The 14,085-nt window shown below is 69.2% G+C and carries 14 protein-coding genes; 3 read left to right on the top strand and 11 right to left on the bottom strand.

The window, feature by feature from the left end; genetic code table 11:
- Nucleotides 1-55: 55 nt before the first annotated feature.
- The gene (locus tag ACFU99_RS13275) at nucleotides 56-526 is read left to right on the top strand and encodes a pyridoxamine 5'-phosphate oxidase family protein (RefSeq protein ID WP_384390214.1); all 471 of its coding nucleotides are present in this window, start codon (nucleotides 56-58) and stop codon (nucleotides 524-526) included.
- A gap of 73 nt (nucleotides 527-599) precedes the next feature.
- On the opposite strand, the gene ACFU99_RS13270 is transcribed toward ACFU99_RS13275, so the two are convergent.
- The 7 genes from ACFU99_RS13270 to ACFU99_RS13240 all read right to left on the bottom strand — a co-directional run bounded on the left by ACFU99_RS13270 (nucleotide 600) and on the right by ACFU99_RS13240 (nucleotide 5,423).
- On the bottom strand, nucleotides 600-1,067 hold the full coding sequence (locus ACFU99_RS13270; RefSeq protein WP_384390212.1) for a hypothetical protein: 468 nt from the start codon (nucleotides 1,065-1,067) through the stop codon (nucleotides 600-602).
- A gap of 79 nt (nucleotides 1,068-1,146) precedes the next feature.
- Nucleotides 1,147-1,395, bottom strand: a complete 249-nt coding sequence (locus tag ACFU99_RS13265; RefSeq protein WP_384390209.1) for a DUF397 domain-containing protein — start codon at nucleotides 1,393-1,395, stop codon at nucleotides 1,147-1,149.
- A 90-nt stretch (nucleotides 1,396-1,485) separates the two neighbouring features.
- Nucleotides 1,486-2,319 (bottom strand): helix-turn-helix domain-containing protein, encoded by an 834-nt coding sequence (locus tag ACFU99_RS13260; protein WP_384390206.1) that lies wholly within the window; start codon nucleotides 2,317-2,319, stop codon nucleotides 1,486-1,488.
- Nucleotides 2,309-2,833, bottom strand: a complete 525-nt coding sequence (locus ACFU99_RS13255; protein WP_384390203.1) for a DUF6879 family protein — start codon at nucleotides 2,831-2,833, stop codon at nucleotides 2,309-2,311. The genes ACFU99_RS13260 and ACFU99_RS13255 overlap by 11 nt, the downstream gene beginning before the upstream one ends.
- A complete protein-coding gene (locus ACFU99_RS13250; RefSeq protein WP_384390200.1) occupies nucleotides 2,817-3,026 on the bottom strand; it encodes a hypothetical protein in 210 nt (69 codons plus the stop codon). The genes ACFU99_RS13255 and ACFU99_RS13250 overlap by 17 nt, the downstream gene beginning before the upstream one ends.
- A gap of 190 nt (nucleotides 3,027-3,216) precedes the next feature.
- Nucleotides 3,217-4,146, bottom strand: a complete 930-nt coding sequence (locus tag ACFU99_RS13245; RefSeq protein WP_384390197.1) for an aminoglycoside phosphotransferase family protein — start codon at nucleotides 4,144-4,146, stop codon at nucleotides 3,217-3,219.
- Nucleotides 4,143-5,423, bottom strand: coding sequence for an LCP family protein (locus tag ACFU99_RS13240; protein ID WP_384390194.1), 1,281 nt, complete (start codon nucleotides 5,421-5,423; stop codon nucleotides 4,143-4,145). Before ACFU99_RS13240 ends, ACFU99_RS13245 begins: the two co-directional genes overlap by 4 nt.
- Nucleotides 5,424-5,530: 107 nt before the next feature.
- Between ACFU99_RS13240 and ACFU99_RS13235 the strand changes: the two genes are divergently transcribed.
- Complete coding sequence (locus ACFU99_RS13235; RefSeq protein ID WP_384390191.1) at nucleotides 5,531-6,079, top strand: acyl-CoA thioesterase; 549 nt, start codon at nucleotides 5,531-5,533, stop codon at nucleotides 6,077-6,079.
- Nucleotides 6,080-6,100: 21 nt separating this feature from the next.
- On the opposite strand, the gene ACFU99_RS13230 is transcribed toward ACFU99_RS13235, so the two are convergent.
- Nucleotides 6,101-7,579: an LCP family protein gene (locus ACFU99_RS13230; RefSeq protein ID WP_384390188.1), complete on the bottom strand. Its 1,479-nt coding sequence runs from the start codon at nucleotides 7,577-7,579 to the stop codon at nucleotides 6,101-6,103.
- Between the two features lie 222 nt (nucleotides 7,580-7,801).
- On the opposite strand from ACFU99_RS13230, the gene ACFU99_RS13225 reads away from it, so the two are divergent.
- Complete coding sequence (locus ACFU99_RS13225; protein WP_384390186.1) at nucleotides 7,802-8,845, top strand: glycosyltransferase family 2 protein; 1,044 nt, start codon at nucleotides 7,802-7,804, stop codon at nucleotides 8,843-8,845.
- 154 nt (nucleotides 8,846-8,999) lie between these two features.
- On the opposite strand, the gene ACFU99_RS13220 is transcribed toward ACFU99_RS13225, so the two are convergent.
- The 3 genes from ACFU99_RS13220 to ACFU99_RS13210 form a co-directional block, all read right to left on the bottom strand.
- On the bottom strand, nucleotides 9,000-10,706 hold the full coding sequence (locus ACFU99_RS13220) for an LCP family protein (RefSeq protein ID WP_384390183.1): 1,707 nt from the start codon (nucleotides 10,704-10,706) through the stop codon (nucleotides 9,000-9,002).
- A gap of 121 nt (nucleotides 10,707-10,827) precedes the next feature.
- Nucleotides 10,828-12,621, bottom strand: coding sequence for an LCP family protein (locus tag ACFU99_RS13215; protein WP_384390180.1), 1,794 nt, complete (start codon nucleotides 12,619-12,621; stop codon nucleotides 10,828-10,830).
- A 223-nt stretch (nucleotides 12,622-12,844) separates the two neighbouring features.
- Nucleotides 12,845-14,085 (bottom strand): LCP family protein (locus ACFU99_RS13210; protein ID WP_384390178.1); only part of this gene is annotated, 1,241 nt, incomplete at its 5' end.

Here is a 14,085-nt window from a genome sequence, read left to right as displayed (position 1 = left end):
CGTCCTAGTTCCGCCGACCGATGTGGCGGTGAGGATCAGGCCATAGCGTCGGGCCATGACGTCAGATGATTCCCTTCCGGACGGCCCCCGCAGCACGGAGCAGCGCAAGAGTGAGGCGCTGGAGCGGCTCGCTCGGGACAACGATGTGTGGGTCGCGACCGCCGACGAGACCGGTGAGCCGTGCCTTGTCCCACTCGCCTTCCACTGGGACGGCGAGGCCGTCTGGCTCTGCACCCGCGACACCAACCCGACCGGCCGCAACTTGGCCGCCTCGGGGAAGATCCGGCTCTGCTTCGGCCACACCAGGGACGTGGTCCTGGTCAACGGCGCCGTCCGCATGCTGACGCGCGACGAGCTCCCGGCCGAGGTGGGCGACGCCTTCGCCGCCAAGGACGGCTGGGACCCGCGGGAGGACCATCCCTCATATGTCTGGTTCCGGATCGTTCCCGAATCCGTGCAGGCGTGGGGGACGGTATCCGAGATGAGGGGGCGGACGCTTATGCGGGACGGGGAGTGGCTGGTCTGAACCCACGGGGCGGGGCGGCTTTCGTTGGTGCGGGCTCTGGTGCGCTGCACTGTTCAGCCCTTCCGGCAGTGGGCTATCTGAAGGGGCAACCCAATTCCGGCATGGCGCGATTCAGGGAGCAGCACACCAGGGCCAGGGACAGGTAGGCCGGCCGCTCCAGGTAGAAACCGTGCGACACGTCTCCGCCCCAATCGAGGCGTTCGGCAGCGGAGTCGACCAACCTGCCCGACCTCGCGGTGTCGTCGTCCGATTGCGCATCAAACCGAGGCGCGTATGCCGCCAGTTGGTCCCCGAGCCAGGCTGCGGCCCCCTTCGGCGTCCCCCACGTCCCTTGAATCAGGTTCCTCGGCTTGATCAGCCAGTAGGAGGTTTGGAGCGGCGGCAGGTCCACGACCGGAAACTCCGCCTTCACCTCCCTGTACCGCTGAATCAGCTCTGGCCTGCCGTCGGCCGGGGGTGGATCGGGGTGGGGAGGTCTTCTCAGGGCCTCATCGTCAAAGCGCTGCTTGGCGCCAGTCCAGTGGTAGCCGTGATAGTGCAACTGTTCTTCCCGTCCAGAGCAGTTGAAGGCGACCCCTGTCCTTCCCGGATGACAGAGGCCGCCAGCGCCGAGCGGCTACTCAGGCCGAGGCGGTGAAGCGGGCCGGGTCGATACCGGCCGCGTCCAATTCGGCAGTGGTGAACCTCAGCGGCTCCGCGCCGGGCCGCTTACTGTCACCCAGCGCCCACGCATCGGGACCGATCTTCGCGAGCGTGGCGCAGGATTCGCCATCGGGGTGTGTGTTGCCGCCGCACGCCTTGTGGAACTTGGCGCCGTTGGCGGGCAGGCTGTACAGGTCGATTCGGGACATGGGTGTTCCTTTCTGCATGATCAGTGACTCCTCGGACGGTCGGTACGGGTACATCATCGACCGCTCGGTCCGAGGGCTCCAGCGTTATTCGCGTTGCCGGGTAGAAGATCATGAACGGTATTGGCTGCCCCAGGAGGAAAGTCGCTCTCTGGCGTCCTCATCGAACAAAGCGCGTCGCTCATAATGGCCGAACGCTTGGAGGTGTTCTGCGATATCCCGGGCATCCTGGAAAACCATGCGGCCGGTGAAGGTCTCGACGGTCGCCAGTCGTTGGTCGTAGACCGTGAAGGTGTTCATGGGGCCTCGTCCGAGAACTGCCCCTAGCGGAAGCACGCCGATGCGAATATTCGGGAGGCGAGACAGTGAGGCGAGGCGTTCGATCTGCGTGGCCATCGCCGCGTGGGGGACAATGGCCCACCTTACGGCCTGCTCCGTCAACAGGAACGTGAACTGTTTTCTGCTGTCATAGAGAATCGATTGCCGTTCCAGCTTCTTGGCAACCGTCTTGGAGATGTCCACCGGGGAATGACTCAGCCCGGCCCTGATGTACTCGGGGGTGGCCAGGAGACCTGTCACCATCGCGGGCAAGAAGTATCGGAGCGCCACAGCCTCGGCTTCGAGCCCCGCCAACTCTGACTGACGCTTCTCCAGCCCCCTCCGCCACGATGCCCGCTTGCCCTGCCATTCCGTATTGGCCAGCCGCGCGAGGGCGGTCACTTCTGCCGCGAGTGCCGTAGGGGCGTCCAGGGAGCTGAGGATCAGCTCGACATCGACAAGACCCGGTGTGACCCGACCGGTTTCGATGTTGCTGAGCTTGGTCTGAGAAATGTTGCTGCGCCGGGCGAGCCATATCTGAGTACGGCCGGCTCGCCTGCGCATTGTGCGGAGCGTTTCCGCCAGGTCGGCCTTGGACTGTCCTGGCTCCGCGGGGTCAAACGTCAATGCCCTTCACGTACTCCTCGAACGGCACTGCGTGTTCCAGTGCGATTCGCTGCCATTCCCGATAGGGTGCGGGGTCGCCGACGTATGCTTCACGGCTGATCTGTGTGCCGTCCGGTCGGAAGTTCAAGTGGGCGATGCGAGTTTTGTCGAACATCCACCAGTCGCGTCCCGAGAGCGGCAAGCCGTAGTCGTCCTGGGTCACGTTCAGGATGCGAATATCCTCGCCGGCCGCTATGTTGCCGGGAATACTCCACGCGAATTGGTACCGCTGATAGTCGGTGAGCGGCCGACGCACGATGCGTACGCGGCCGATGTGTCGCCCGGATTCGACGTAGCCGCGCACCCGTTCATGCCAGCGGGCATTGTGGCCGGCGGGCTTGGTCTCGCCCCGCAGAAAGCGGGCGACGTTCTCCTGCTCCCTGGGCATGGTGTAGGCGGGCTGCGCCTCGAACCGCCACGCTTCTCGCTCGAACCCGTCGAAGAACATGCGCCAGTTCTCACCATCCAAGAGCACGGACGGCCTCCCTCAGGACGTGCTCGGGGATTTCCACCAGGCCCTCCCCGGCGGGCGGCGTGAAGACGGACGACATGTCCCCCTGCACGACGAACGAACCGCTCTTGGTCCGGTAGACGTTGGGACAATCGTCGTCATCGCAGTCGGGTCCTGCGACACGGCCGGTAAGGCGGGTCAGTTCCCCACGTGTCATCGTGCCCTCCTCCGACGCCGGGGCGTCCCGCTTGCGTCAGGAGGACGGTATGCCGGGCGCCTGGCCCGCGGCTATGGCGCATCGCCGATATTCGCGTTGTCGGGTAGACGATCACGGGGGAACGCCGGAAGGCTCCCGTGGAGAGAGCGTCTTCGCAGCTCAGAGCCTCCTGACCGGAAAGCACCCAGCCCTACGAGCGTACGAATCGAGCGCGGCCCCCGAGCGCCTCCGCCATCGCCACAGAGGACGGGGCCAGCGTGGTACTGCCGTCCTCGATGTTCCAGAGTTCGTTTTGGAGGAGGCGGGCCAGGGTCCAGATGGTGGAGCGGGGGCGGTCCAGGGTGAGGGCTTCGGTGAGGATGTCGAAGCGGCGGAGGAGTATTCGCCGGGTGTCGCCCTTGGCTACTACGTCGTCCCAGCGGCTGTCCAGGGCGGGCCACAGGTCGAAGCCGGGGTCGCCCGCGAGGGGTTCGGGGTCGATGGCAAGCCAGGGTTCGCGGTCGGCTGCCAGGACGTTGTCGTAGTGCAGGTCCCAGTGGAGCAGGCGGTCGCCGGGCTCGTCGGCCAGTTCGGCCACCGCAGAGGCCCAGCCGCGCAGCAGGCGACGTTCGGACGGGTCGGTCAGGGACGCTGCCGCTTCCGGGGTCTGCGTGAGCATGTCCGTAGCGATGTCGCCCAGGGCGCGTAGGCCCTCCGGCGCGGGGACGCTCACCAAGCGCGCCAGCAGGTCCGCGAGAATCGCCGTCGCCTCGTCGTCGTCCTCCAGGGCGGTCAGCGTACGGGCGCCGTCCAGCCGTTCCAGGAGCATGGTGCTGCTCTCCGGGTCGTGGTCGAGCAGCCGTACCGCGCCCGCCCCGTTCCAGGTGCGCAGGCCGATGATCGCGGCCGTCGTCTCCTGCCGGGGCGGCTGGAGCTTGAGGACCGCGCGCGTGCCGTCGGCGCGGCGCACCGGCAGTACCAGCGACGCCTCGCCGGCGTCGGCGGGCCCGTCCCGTACCAGGCCCCATCGGTCCAGATGGTGTGAGACGAGCTCCGGCAGCGCCGCGCCGAAGGTCCTGTCGTACGACTCGTACAACGCCGCCAGCCGGGCCGGGATCTCCAAGCTCCGTGACGTGTTCACTTGTCGGAGACGGTGACCTTCTCGTCGTTCTTCAACTGGTCGAACAGCTGCTTCGACTTGGCCTTGTCCCACTTCACCGCGACCCCGTCACTCGGCGTCGGGACGTTCGCCGACGCGATCGGCACCGTCATCTGCTTGCCGTCGCCGCCCGTCACGCCCTTCATGTCCCAGAACATCGCGGTGAGGTTCCACAGCTCCATGTCCTTGTCGACGATCAGCGTGTCCAGGCCCGAGCCGATGACCGGGTAGAGGCGGAAGGGGTTCAGGATCGTGGACGGCGAAGCGGCCTGCTTGGCCAGGGTGTTGAGGAACTTCTGCTGGTTGCGCATGCGGCCGAGGTCCTGGTCGGCTTCCTGGTGGCGCTGGCGGACGAAGGCGAGCGACTGCTTGCCGTCGAGGGTCTGGCAGCCCTTCTTGAAGTCGGCGCCGGAGTCCTTGTCCTTGACCGCCTTGTCCAGGCACATGTCCACGCCGCCGAGCGCGTCGACGAGGCTGCGGAAGCCGCCGAAGCCGATCTCCGCGTAGTGGTCGATGTGCAGACCGGTGTTGTACTCGATGGTCTGGGTCAGCAGCTCCGGGCCGCCGTCCGAGTACGCCTGGTTCAGCTTGTGCGTGGACGCGGGGTAGCGCTTGCCGGACTTCTTGCCGGTGAAGGCCGGGATGGTGACGTACGAGTCGCGGGGGAAGCTCAGCATCGTGGAGCCGTTGTCGCCGGTGTGCAGGATCATCATCGAGTCCGTGCGCTTGCCGTCGGCCGAGCCCGTGTGCAGGTCCTTCTTGTCCTGGTCGGAGAGGCCCTCGCGGCTGTCGGAGCCCACGATCAGATAGTTGGTCCCCTCGCCGGACCCCGGGCGGTCCGCGACCTTGCTGAGGTCGACCTCGCGGCGCATCTTCGAGTCGGCCCAGAAGTATGTGCCGACGGAGACCGCGAGCACCACGACGACGAGGGTCAGCACGCCGATCTTGATGCGCTTGCGCCAGTTGGGCGGGTTGCCGCGCGGGGTACGGCCGTACGGGCCGCCGCCGGGTCCTGCGGGGCCGCCGGGCTGGCCGCCCCGGCCGTAGACCTGGCCGGTGTTGTAACCGTCGTCATAACCGCCGGCCTGATGGGCGGCGTACCCGTCGTCGTATCCCTGGGGCTGCTGCGGCAGGTGGGGCTGCTGGGTGCCGCGGCGGATGTGCGGCATGGCTCGGGCACCATCCGGCTCGGAGCCGGCGCTGCCGCGTCCATACCGGTCCCTGCCGTCACCGGTCCGTCCCTCGGGCCAATCGTTCATGAGATGAAGTGTGCCTGCCAGGGCGGGGCGGCTCACAGGGCGCGGACCGGATCGGGGCCCTGCTGTTGCAGAGCTGATGCATTCCGGGTCCACATATGGTGGAGGACATGACCATTCAGGCTCAAGACCCGGCCGCAGCGATACCGGGCAAGCCGACCTCGGCTTCCCGCACCACGCTCTCGCACATCATGACCGGCAGCGACACCAATCTGATGGGGACCGTCCACGGCGGCGTGATCATGAAGCTGGTGGACGACGCTGCGGGCGCGGTGGCCGGCCGCCACTCCGGCGGGCCCGCGGTCACGGCCTCCATGGACGAGATGGCCTTCCTCTCCCCGGTCCGCGTCGGCGACCTCGTCCACGTGAAAGCCCAGGTCAACTGGACCGGCCGGTCCTCCATGGAGATCGGCGTCCGGGTGCTCGCCGAGCGCTGGAACGAGTCCACCCCCGCCACCCAGGTCGGCAGCGCCTACCTCGTCTTCACCGCCGTCGACGAGGAGGGCAGGCCCCGGCCCGTACCGCAGGTCCTCCCCGAGACCGAGCGCGACCGCCGCCGCTCCCAGGAGGCGCAGATCCGCCGCACCCACCGCCTCGCCCGCCGCCGCGCGATCAAGGAACTCCGCGACAAGCGGGCCGCGGAGGGAATGCTCGACTGAGCGTTCCCTTGTGAGAACCCCCTACGGGCACACCACCTCATCCCCCTTGACCGCCCCCGCGCTGTCGCTCTGCTGGGCCGGTTCCTGAGCCCGTACCTTCTGTACGCCCTTCGACGCGTCCGTGAATTGGGTGCCGAGGGTGACCGACAGGACCGGGCCCTGGTTCGGGACCTGGCGTAGTTCCGCGCCCGGGAGGGCGGTGGCCAGGGACTGGGCGGAGCGGTCCCAGCGGGGGTCGTAGCCGATGACGGTGTGGGGCTCGGGGGCGGTGGTGGCCGTGGTGGGAGCGTTGTCCGTGTGGAAGCCGGTGGCGGCCAGGGCGTGGTCGGCGGCGCGGCCGAGGCCGGGGTGGCCGCTGCCGTTCAGGACCCGTACCCGGATCTGCTGGGGCGCCACGTCCACCGGCTTCGCGCCGTGCGCCCCGCTCCCGCCGTGGCGCGCCGCGATCGGCCGGTCCTCGCGGATCGACTGGAACAGCCGCCGCGCCTTGGTCTCGTCCCATTTCACGGTGGAGCCGACGTTCGGGACGCTGTAGTTCATGTCCCCGAGCGGCACCGAGGCGAATTCCGACGACGCGGGCGTGAAGTCCTTCATGGCCTGGCCCAGCGCGAGGATGTCCGTGCTGCCGAAGCCCCGGTCCGCGCGGACCGAGCCGAGCATCGCCGAGGCGAGGTCCTGGATCTTCATCGGGTTCAGGAGCACGCCGCTGTCGGTGGCCTGGTGGATGAGCGAGGCCAGGAACCGCTGCTGGCGCTGCATCCGGCCCAGGTCGGAGGCCCCGTCGAGATGGCGGGAGCGTACGTACTGGAGGGCCTGGCCGCCGTTCAGGTTCGACGTGCCCGTCGGCAGGTCCAGGCCGGAATAGGCGTCCTTCAGCGGGCGGGGCGTACAGACCTGCACCCCGCCGAGCACGTCCACCGTCTTCATGAAGCTGGTGAAGTCGACCTCCAGGTAGTGGTCGAGGTGCACGCCGGTCATGTGCTCGACGGTGCGTACGGTCAGGCCGGGGCCGCCCTCCGCGTACGCCGCGTTGAGCTTCTGCGGGTGGGCCGCGCGGCGCCTGCCGGTCGAGGGCTCGGTGTGCTCGGGGATCTCGGCGTACGAGTCGCGCGGCAGGCTGACCACGCTGGCGCGGTCCCGGTCGGCGGAGAGGTGCACCAGCATGATCGTGTCGGTGCAGTGGCAGGGCTCGCCGCCCAGGTGGTAGCGGGCCTTCTCGGCCGGTGTGATCTTGTCGCGGCCGTCGGTGCCGACCAGCAGGATGTTCATGCCGCCGCCGCTGCCCGGCCGGTTCGACAGCCCCCCGAAGGGGTCGACCCGGTCGATGCCGCCGTCGATGCCGGTGACCACCGCGTGCCCGATGCCGCTGGTGGCCAGGACCAGGGCGGCGGCGCCCATGGCGAGGCGGCGGCCCCAGCGCGTACGGCGGGGGCGCTCCGGCGGTTCCGGCCGGGGCCGGGAGCGGGGGCGGGGCCTGGGGGAGCGGGCCGGTGGGGTCACGTCTGAGACCTCCGCGACGGGCTGGGCGGCTGGGCAGGACCGCGGCCACGGTAGGCCCATACGATCAGCTGCCGTCGCCCCCACGCCGCCGCGCGGCCCGCTGCCACCCGGGCGGCGTGCGCCTAGGTCATCCGTTCGCGGTAACGTGACGTCGATCCTTCACCCCCGTCGCGGCTCCGCCGACCCAGCGGAGGCCGCCGCGGGCCGTACCCCCGAGGAACGATGTCTGAGCCGCAGCCCCCCGCCGTTTCCGTGATCATGCCGGTGCTCAATGAGGAACGGCATCTGCGAAGCTCCGTCCGGCACATCCTGGAACAGGAGTACGCGGGCGAGATGGAGGTGGTGATCGCCCTGGGCCCGTCCGCGGACCGTACGGACGAGATCGCCGCCGAGCTGGTACGGGAGGACCCCCGCGTCCGTACCGTGCCGAACCCCACCGGCCGCACCCCCGCCGCGCTGAACGCCGCGATCAAGGCGTCCCGGCACCCGATCGTGGTGCGGGTGGACGGCCACGGCATGCTCTCGGCGAACTACATCGCGACCGCCGTGCGGCTGCTGGAGGAGACCGGCGCGCAGAACGTCGGCGGCATCATGCACGCCGAGGGCGAGAACGACTGGGAGTGGGCCGTCGCCGCCGCCATGACCTCGAAGATCGGGGTGGGCAACGCGGCCTTCCACACGGGCGGCGCGGCGGGCCCCGCCGAAACCGTGTATCTGGGTGTCTTCCGGCGCGAGGCGCTGGAGCAACAGGGCGGCTACAACGAGGAGTTCATCCGCGCCCAGGACTGGGAGCTGAACTTCCGCATCCGCGAGGCGGGCGGCCTGGTCTGGTTCTCGCCGGAGCTGCGGGTGCAGTACCGGCCGCGGCCGAGCGTCCGCGCCCTCGCCAAGCAGTACCGGAACTACGGGCGTTGGCGGCACGTCGTCGCCCGCTACCACTCCGGCTCCATCAACCTCCGCTACCTCGCGCCGCCGACCGCCGTCGCCGCCATCGCCGCCGGCGTCGTCGTGGGCGCGGCCGTCACCCCCTGGGGCTTCGTGGTCCCGGCCGGGTACCTGGCCGCCATCACCGCCGGGTCGCTGCCCGCGGGCAAGGGGATGTCGCTGAAGGCGCGCGCGCAGATCCCGCTCGCGCTCGCGACGATGCACATGACCTGGGGCTACGGCTTCCTCACCAGCCCGCGCTCGCTCGCCAGGAAGGTCATCGCCAGCCGCCGCCCGGCCGTGCAGCCGCCGCAGCAGCGCGAGGAGCGGCAGCAGGCGTAGCGGTACGGACGGACAAGCGGTACGGGCGTACAAGCGGTACGTACGGACAGCGGCACGGACGTACGCCCGTCCGTACGACCAAGAGGGCCGGCCCGGCGAAACTATCCGGGGCGGCCCTCTTCTGTAGGGCCGTACAGCCGTACAGCCCTACAGATCAGAAACGATTCAGCGGGTTCACGTCCATGCACGCCGACGAGTCGTCGCCGTTGAGCGCCGCGGAGCTGTCCGGCACCTTGTCGTCGCCCTTGTCCTGCGAGCCCGCGTCCTTCGGGTACGACGTGCCCGTACGCCAGTCCGCGCCGACCACGAGGGTGATCTGCTGGACGGACGTCGACATCCGCAGCGCGCTGTCCGGCAGGCCGAGCGCCTTGGCGACGGCCTGGGCGTCGCCGCGTTTGTCGGCCTTCGGGTAGCTGATGATGGTGGTCGCCTGCGACCGCGGCGTGGTGTCCGCGGCGGCCTTGGTGAAACCTTCCTTGACGAGCTGCGCGGCCATCGTCCCGGCGCGGCCGGGCGCCGGGGCCTGGGCGGCGGTGCCGGTGCCGTTCTGCACGGTCACGCCGATCTCGCCCTTGGGTGCGGCCGGGTCGGACGGGGGGCTCTTCTTGTCCTCCCCCTTGCTCCCCTCGCTCCCCTTGTCCTTCTTGTCTTTCTTGTCCTTGCCGTCGAGCGCGGTGTCGTCGCGCACGAGCGAGAAGAGCTTGTCCGCGTCGCCGGCCTTGGGTATGACGTGCGCCTTGGGGTTCTGCGGGTCCTGCACCCACGGCATGGTGGTCATCGTGATCCGCTTGGTGGACACCTGCTTGAGCTCGTCGACTAGGTCGTAGAGCTTCTTGGGCGAGCCGAGGCCCTTGTCGACGGTGAGCGCCTTGGTGGCGGCCTCGGCGAGGTCGGTGAGCTGGCCGGGGTCGGTGAGCTTGGTGCCCGACTTGAGCTGGCGGACCATCGCGTTCATGTACATGTGCTGGGCGTGGGTGCGGCCGATGTCGCTGCCGTCCTCGAACCCGTGGCGGGTGCGCAGCCATTGGAGGGCCTGCTTGCCCTTGATCTTGTGGTCGCCCTTCTCCAGCCGCAGCCCCGACAGCTTGTCGTAGACATTGCCCTTGACGCAGACGGGGACGCCGCCCACGGCGTCGGCCATGCTCACCACGCCGGCGAAGTCGATCATCATGAAGTGGTCGACGGGGATGCCGGTCAGCTCTTCCCAGGTGGCGACGGTGCAGCCCGGACCGCCGTTCGTGAGGCTGGCGTTGATGATCTCCCGGTCGGTCTTCTGGTAGACCTTGCCGTCCTCGGGGTCCTTGCACTCGGGGATCGTCACGCGGGTGTCGCGGGGGATGCTGATGACCGACATATTGCTGCGGTCGGCCGAGACGTGGAGCAGCATCTGCACGTCGGCGAGGGGCTTGCGGCCCACGTCGCGGTGGGAGCCGCCGAGCGCGACGTTCGCGGCGCTGTTGCGGCTGTCGGAGCCCAGCAGCAGGATGTTGAGGGGGCGTTGGCCCTTGGCGTTGGCGGCGCTGCGGTCCAGCCGGTTCTTGCCGAGGTTGAGGTCGCCCTTCTTGATGTTGCCGCTGAGGTGCTCGTAGTAGAAGTACCCGGCGCCGGCCGTGCCGAGGATGAGGACCGCGGCGGAGAACGCGGTCCAGCGCAGTATTCGCGCGCCGCGGCCGCGCTTCTTGCGGGGGCCGCCGTGGCGATGGCGCTCGCCCCGGCCTTTGCCGGAGTGCTCGCCTCTGCCTTGGGGAGCGGTCACGTTGGGGTCGGCCCCTTCCTCGTACATGCTGTCGTCCCAGCCCAGTTCGCGGGCCTCCGGGGCGCGACGGCGCCCGCGCTCCCCTCGCACACTGCTCTGCCGCATCGTGCCTCCCCGTTCTAGGTGTTCCAGGTGGTGCGTCCGGCCCACTGGGCAGGCGGGTGGTGGGTGGTGGTGCCGTGCACCGGAGCGTGGTGGCTCATGTGGTTCACGTGGTTCAGATGGCTCACTTGGCGCAGACGTTCTTGTCGTCGGCTTCGACCTTCTGGATGCCCGAAGGGGCCTTCGACGGGGCGCCGATGGGAACGCCCGCTCCCTTGTAGTCCGCGCCGAGGATCAGCTTCATCTCGGCCATCGGGGCCGCGTCCTGCGTGCCCTGCTTGAGCGCGGACGCGGGCAGGCCCATGGCGTCCGCGAGCCGGCGCGCCTGGTCGGCCTGGTTGGGGGCGAATTCCAGGGTGGTCGTGTCCTGCTTCTTGCCGCCCGGCGCGTTGCCGCCGTTGCTGGTGCGGAGCATGCCCTGGTTGTTCTGTAGCCAGGAGAGCGTGGCCTGGGCAGCGCCGATCTTCTTGCTGCCGTTGAAGACGCGGGCCCGCACGTCGGCGGCGGCGGCCTTGGGGCCCTTGAGGAGCGCGGCCTGTTTGTCCTTCGCCGCCTTCTCCTGCTGCTTCTCCTTCTGCTTCACCTCGGTGAGCGACACGTCCTGCTTGACCATGGAGAAGAGTGGCTCGGCCTTCGCCTTGTCGAGGATGACCGTCTTGTGGACGGGGCCGTCCTCGGGGTTGTCGAGGACCGGGACGGTGGCGAAGGTGATGTGCTTCAGGTCGACCTTGCTGAGGTCCTTGGCCACGGAGGTCAGCTTGGTGACGCTGCCGATGCCGGTGTCGACGGTCAGCGACTTGGTGGCCGCGTCCGCGAGGTCGTACAGCTTCGAGGGGTTGGTGAGCGTGCCTCCGGACTTCATCTTGCGGATCATCGAGCTGAGGAACTGCTGCTGGAGCTCGATCCGGCTGAGGTCGCCGCCGAAGCCGACGGAGTGCCGGGTACGGACGAAGGCCAGCGCCTCCTCGCCCTGGACGCTGTGCCGGCCCTTGCTGAGCTTGAGGTGCGAGTCGGGGTCGTCGATGTCCTTGCCGAGGCAGACCTCGACGCCGTCGACGGCGGAGGACAGCTTTTTGACCGCGTTGAAGTCGGCCATCATGAAGTGATTGACCTTCAGGCCGGTGATCTTCTCGACGGTGCGCCAGGTGCAGCCGGGGTCGCGGCCCTCCTGCCCGAGGCTCTCGTTGAAGCGCACCTTGTGCGAGCCGGGGATCGTCTTCTTGACGCCGTCCTGGGAGGTCTCGCACTCGGGGATGTCGGTGATCATGTCGCGCGGGATGGAGAGCGCGGTGGCGTTGGAACGGTCCTCGGAGACGTGGAAGAGGAGCGTCGTGTCGGCGTGGCCGACGCTGCCGTCGTCGCCGTACCCCTTGTTGCCCTTGCCGTCGCGCTTGTCCGTGCCGATGACCAGGATATTGACCGGGCCGTCGACGACGGCGGCGTTGTTCACGCCGACGTCGACCTTGTCGATGTTGTTGTTGAAGTGCTGGTAGACCAGATAGCCGGTCACCGAGCCGCCCACCAGCAGGAAGGCCAGCACGCCGCCGGTCCAGGTCAGCGCCTTCTTCTTGCCCGACGCCTTCGGCTTCGCCTTGCGGCGGCTGGAGCCTTTGCCGGCGGCCCGCCTGCCCCGCTGGTCGGGCACGGACCGGCGGCCCGGCGGAGCCGCGGTGCGGTCGGCAGGGGAGCCGTCGGCAGGGGAGCCGTCGGCGGGAGGGGAGGGCGAAGGGACAGCGCGTCTGGCCGCCTCGGCGGTGGCGGGGGCGGGAGATCTGTTCGCGCCGGCCGGGGAGGACTGCCCGGGGGCCGCGTCAGCGGCAGGGTCGATCCGCAGCTCATAGCTGCCGGTATTGGGGTTCAGCACCCACTGGTCGGCGGGGTCCATATCGCCCGCCTGCCCACGGCCTTGCGCGTCCACGGTCGCCTGCGTCCTCCGTCGGTGCCACGCGGCGCCTTCCCCCGCGAGGCGCTCCGGTCAAGTCGTCTGAAAGCAGTGCGCGGTCGACCCGGCCGTGCGCACCGGATCGCTCACACTATCCGCCCAGTTCAGCGTCAAGCGACGCCGGTGACAAATTCCACTTCCCTACAACTGGGCAATCTGCCCAATCCATTCAAGCCATCGAGTGTGCCTTTTGCACCTTCTACTTGCATACGTCCTGTTCTGCGGTGGTTCCTTCGTACGTCGGCTCGGCGCTCGGCTGCGGGGCGTGCGACGGCGGCGTACTCGGAACACTCGGACCCGCCGACGGACCGGGGCTTTCCTCGCCGCCCACGGGCCCGCCGTCATCTGTCCTGATCTGTTTGACGACTGAAACGGTCCTGTCGTTGCGCAGAGCGTCGAAAAGCCTTCGCGCGTCCGGCTCGACGAGCTCGTCCCGGTCGGAGTTGTACGCATACGGGCGGCGCGGCACCGTCATGAACTGGACGCCTCCGGCCGGAATCCCGCGAACTTCGCGGACCAGGTCGTACAGCTTGCGAAGGGTGTCGAGGCCCGCGTCGGTGGTCAGCGACGAGGTCGCCGCGTCCAGCACCGGGTAGAGCCGCACCGGGTTGAGCAGCACCCCGTCGCTCTGCATCTTCTTCACGAGCGAACCCAGGAATTCCTGTTGACGACCCATCCGGTCGGTGTCGCTGCCGTTGCCCATGCTGTAGCGGGCCCGCACGAAGCCGAGCGCCTTCTCGCCGCGCAGCGTCTGCGGGCCCGCGGGCAGCCGCAGATGGGCCTTGTGGTCGTCGATGGGGGAGCGCAGGCAGACCTCGACGCCGTCGACCGCGTCGACCAGCTTCTTGAAGCCGGTGAAGTCCACGATCACGTGGTGGTCCACGCGGATGCCGGTGAGCCGCTCGACCGTACGGATCGTGCAGGCCGTGCCCGCGACCTCGAACGCCCGGTTGAAGGGTGCGAACTGCGCCTCGGAGTGCGCGCCGTCCGGCTTGCGGCAGCGCGGGATCTCCGTCATCAGGTCGCGCGGCAGCGAGACGGCCGTGGCGCTGCGCCGGTCGGCGGCCAGGTGTAGCAGGATCGCCGTGTCGGAGCGCTGGGTTCCGCTGTCCTCGCCGTACTCGCCGTTGCCGCCGCCGCGCGTGTCCGAGCCGATCACCAGGATGTTCCGCGCGCCCGCGACCGCCGCCACCGGGCGCTCCGACTCGTAGCGGGCCAGCTCGCGCGCGGTGTCCGTGTCGGTCCTGATGTTCCCGTCGAGCTGCTCGTACAGCCACCAGGCGGTGCCGCCGGCCGCCAGCACCAGGACCGCCGCGCCGAGCGCCGCCCAGCGCAGCCAACGGCGCCTGCGCCGCGCCGGGGCCGCGGCGTCCGGGTCGGGGGCGTCCGGGTCGGCGGCGGGCGGGAAGCCTGGGCGGTCGGTCACGGATGCGTCCATCC

The organism is Streptomyces sp. NPDC057654, assembly GCF_042800135.1.
GTDB lineage: Bacteria > Actinomycetota > Actinomycetes > Streptomycetales > Streptomycetaceae > Streptomyces.
This window is presented reverse-complemented; position numbering and strand designations above follow the sequence as displayed.

What these genes read in the sequence shown, in the direction of transcription:
- ACFU99_RS13220 (WP_384390183.1), bottom strand. Translation starts at nt 10,706, where the DNA reads ATGCGGCAGAGCAGTGTGCGAGGGGAGCGCGGGCGCCGTCGCGCCCCG.
- ACFU99_RS13250 (WP_384390200.1), bottom strand. Translation starts at nt 3,026, where the DNA reads ATGACACGTGGGGAACTGACCCGCCTTACCGGCCGTGTCGCAGGACCC.
- ACFU99_RS13265 (WP_384390209.1), bottom strand. Translation starts at nt 1,395, where the DNA reads ATGCAGAAAGGAACACCCATGTCCCGAATCGACCTGTACAGCCTGCCC.
- ACFU99_RS13225 (WP_384390186.1), top strand. Translation starts at nt 7,802, where the DNA reads ATGTCTGAGCCGCAGCCCCCCGCCGTTTCCGTGATCATGCCGGTGCTC.
- ACFU99_RS13235 (WP_384390191.1), top strand. Translation starts at nt 5,531, where the DNA reads ATGACCATTCAGGCTCAAGACCCGGCCGCAGCGATACCGGGCAAGCCG.
- ACFU99_RS13240 (WP_384390194.1), bottom strand. Translation starts at nt 5,423, where the DNA reads ATGAACGATTGGCCCGAGGGACGGACCGGTGACGGCAGGGACCGGTAT.
- ACFU99_RS13275 (WP_384390214.1), top strand. Translation starts at nt 56, where the DNA reads ATGACGTCAGATGATTCCCTTCCGGACGGCCCCCGCAGCACGGAGCAG.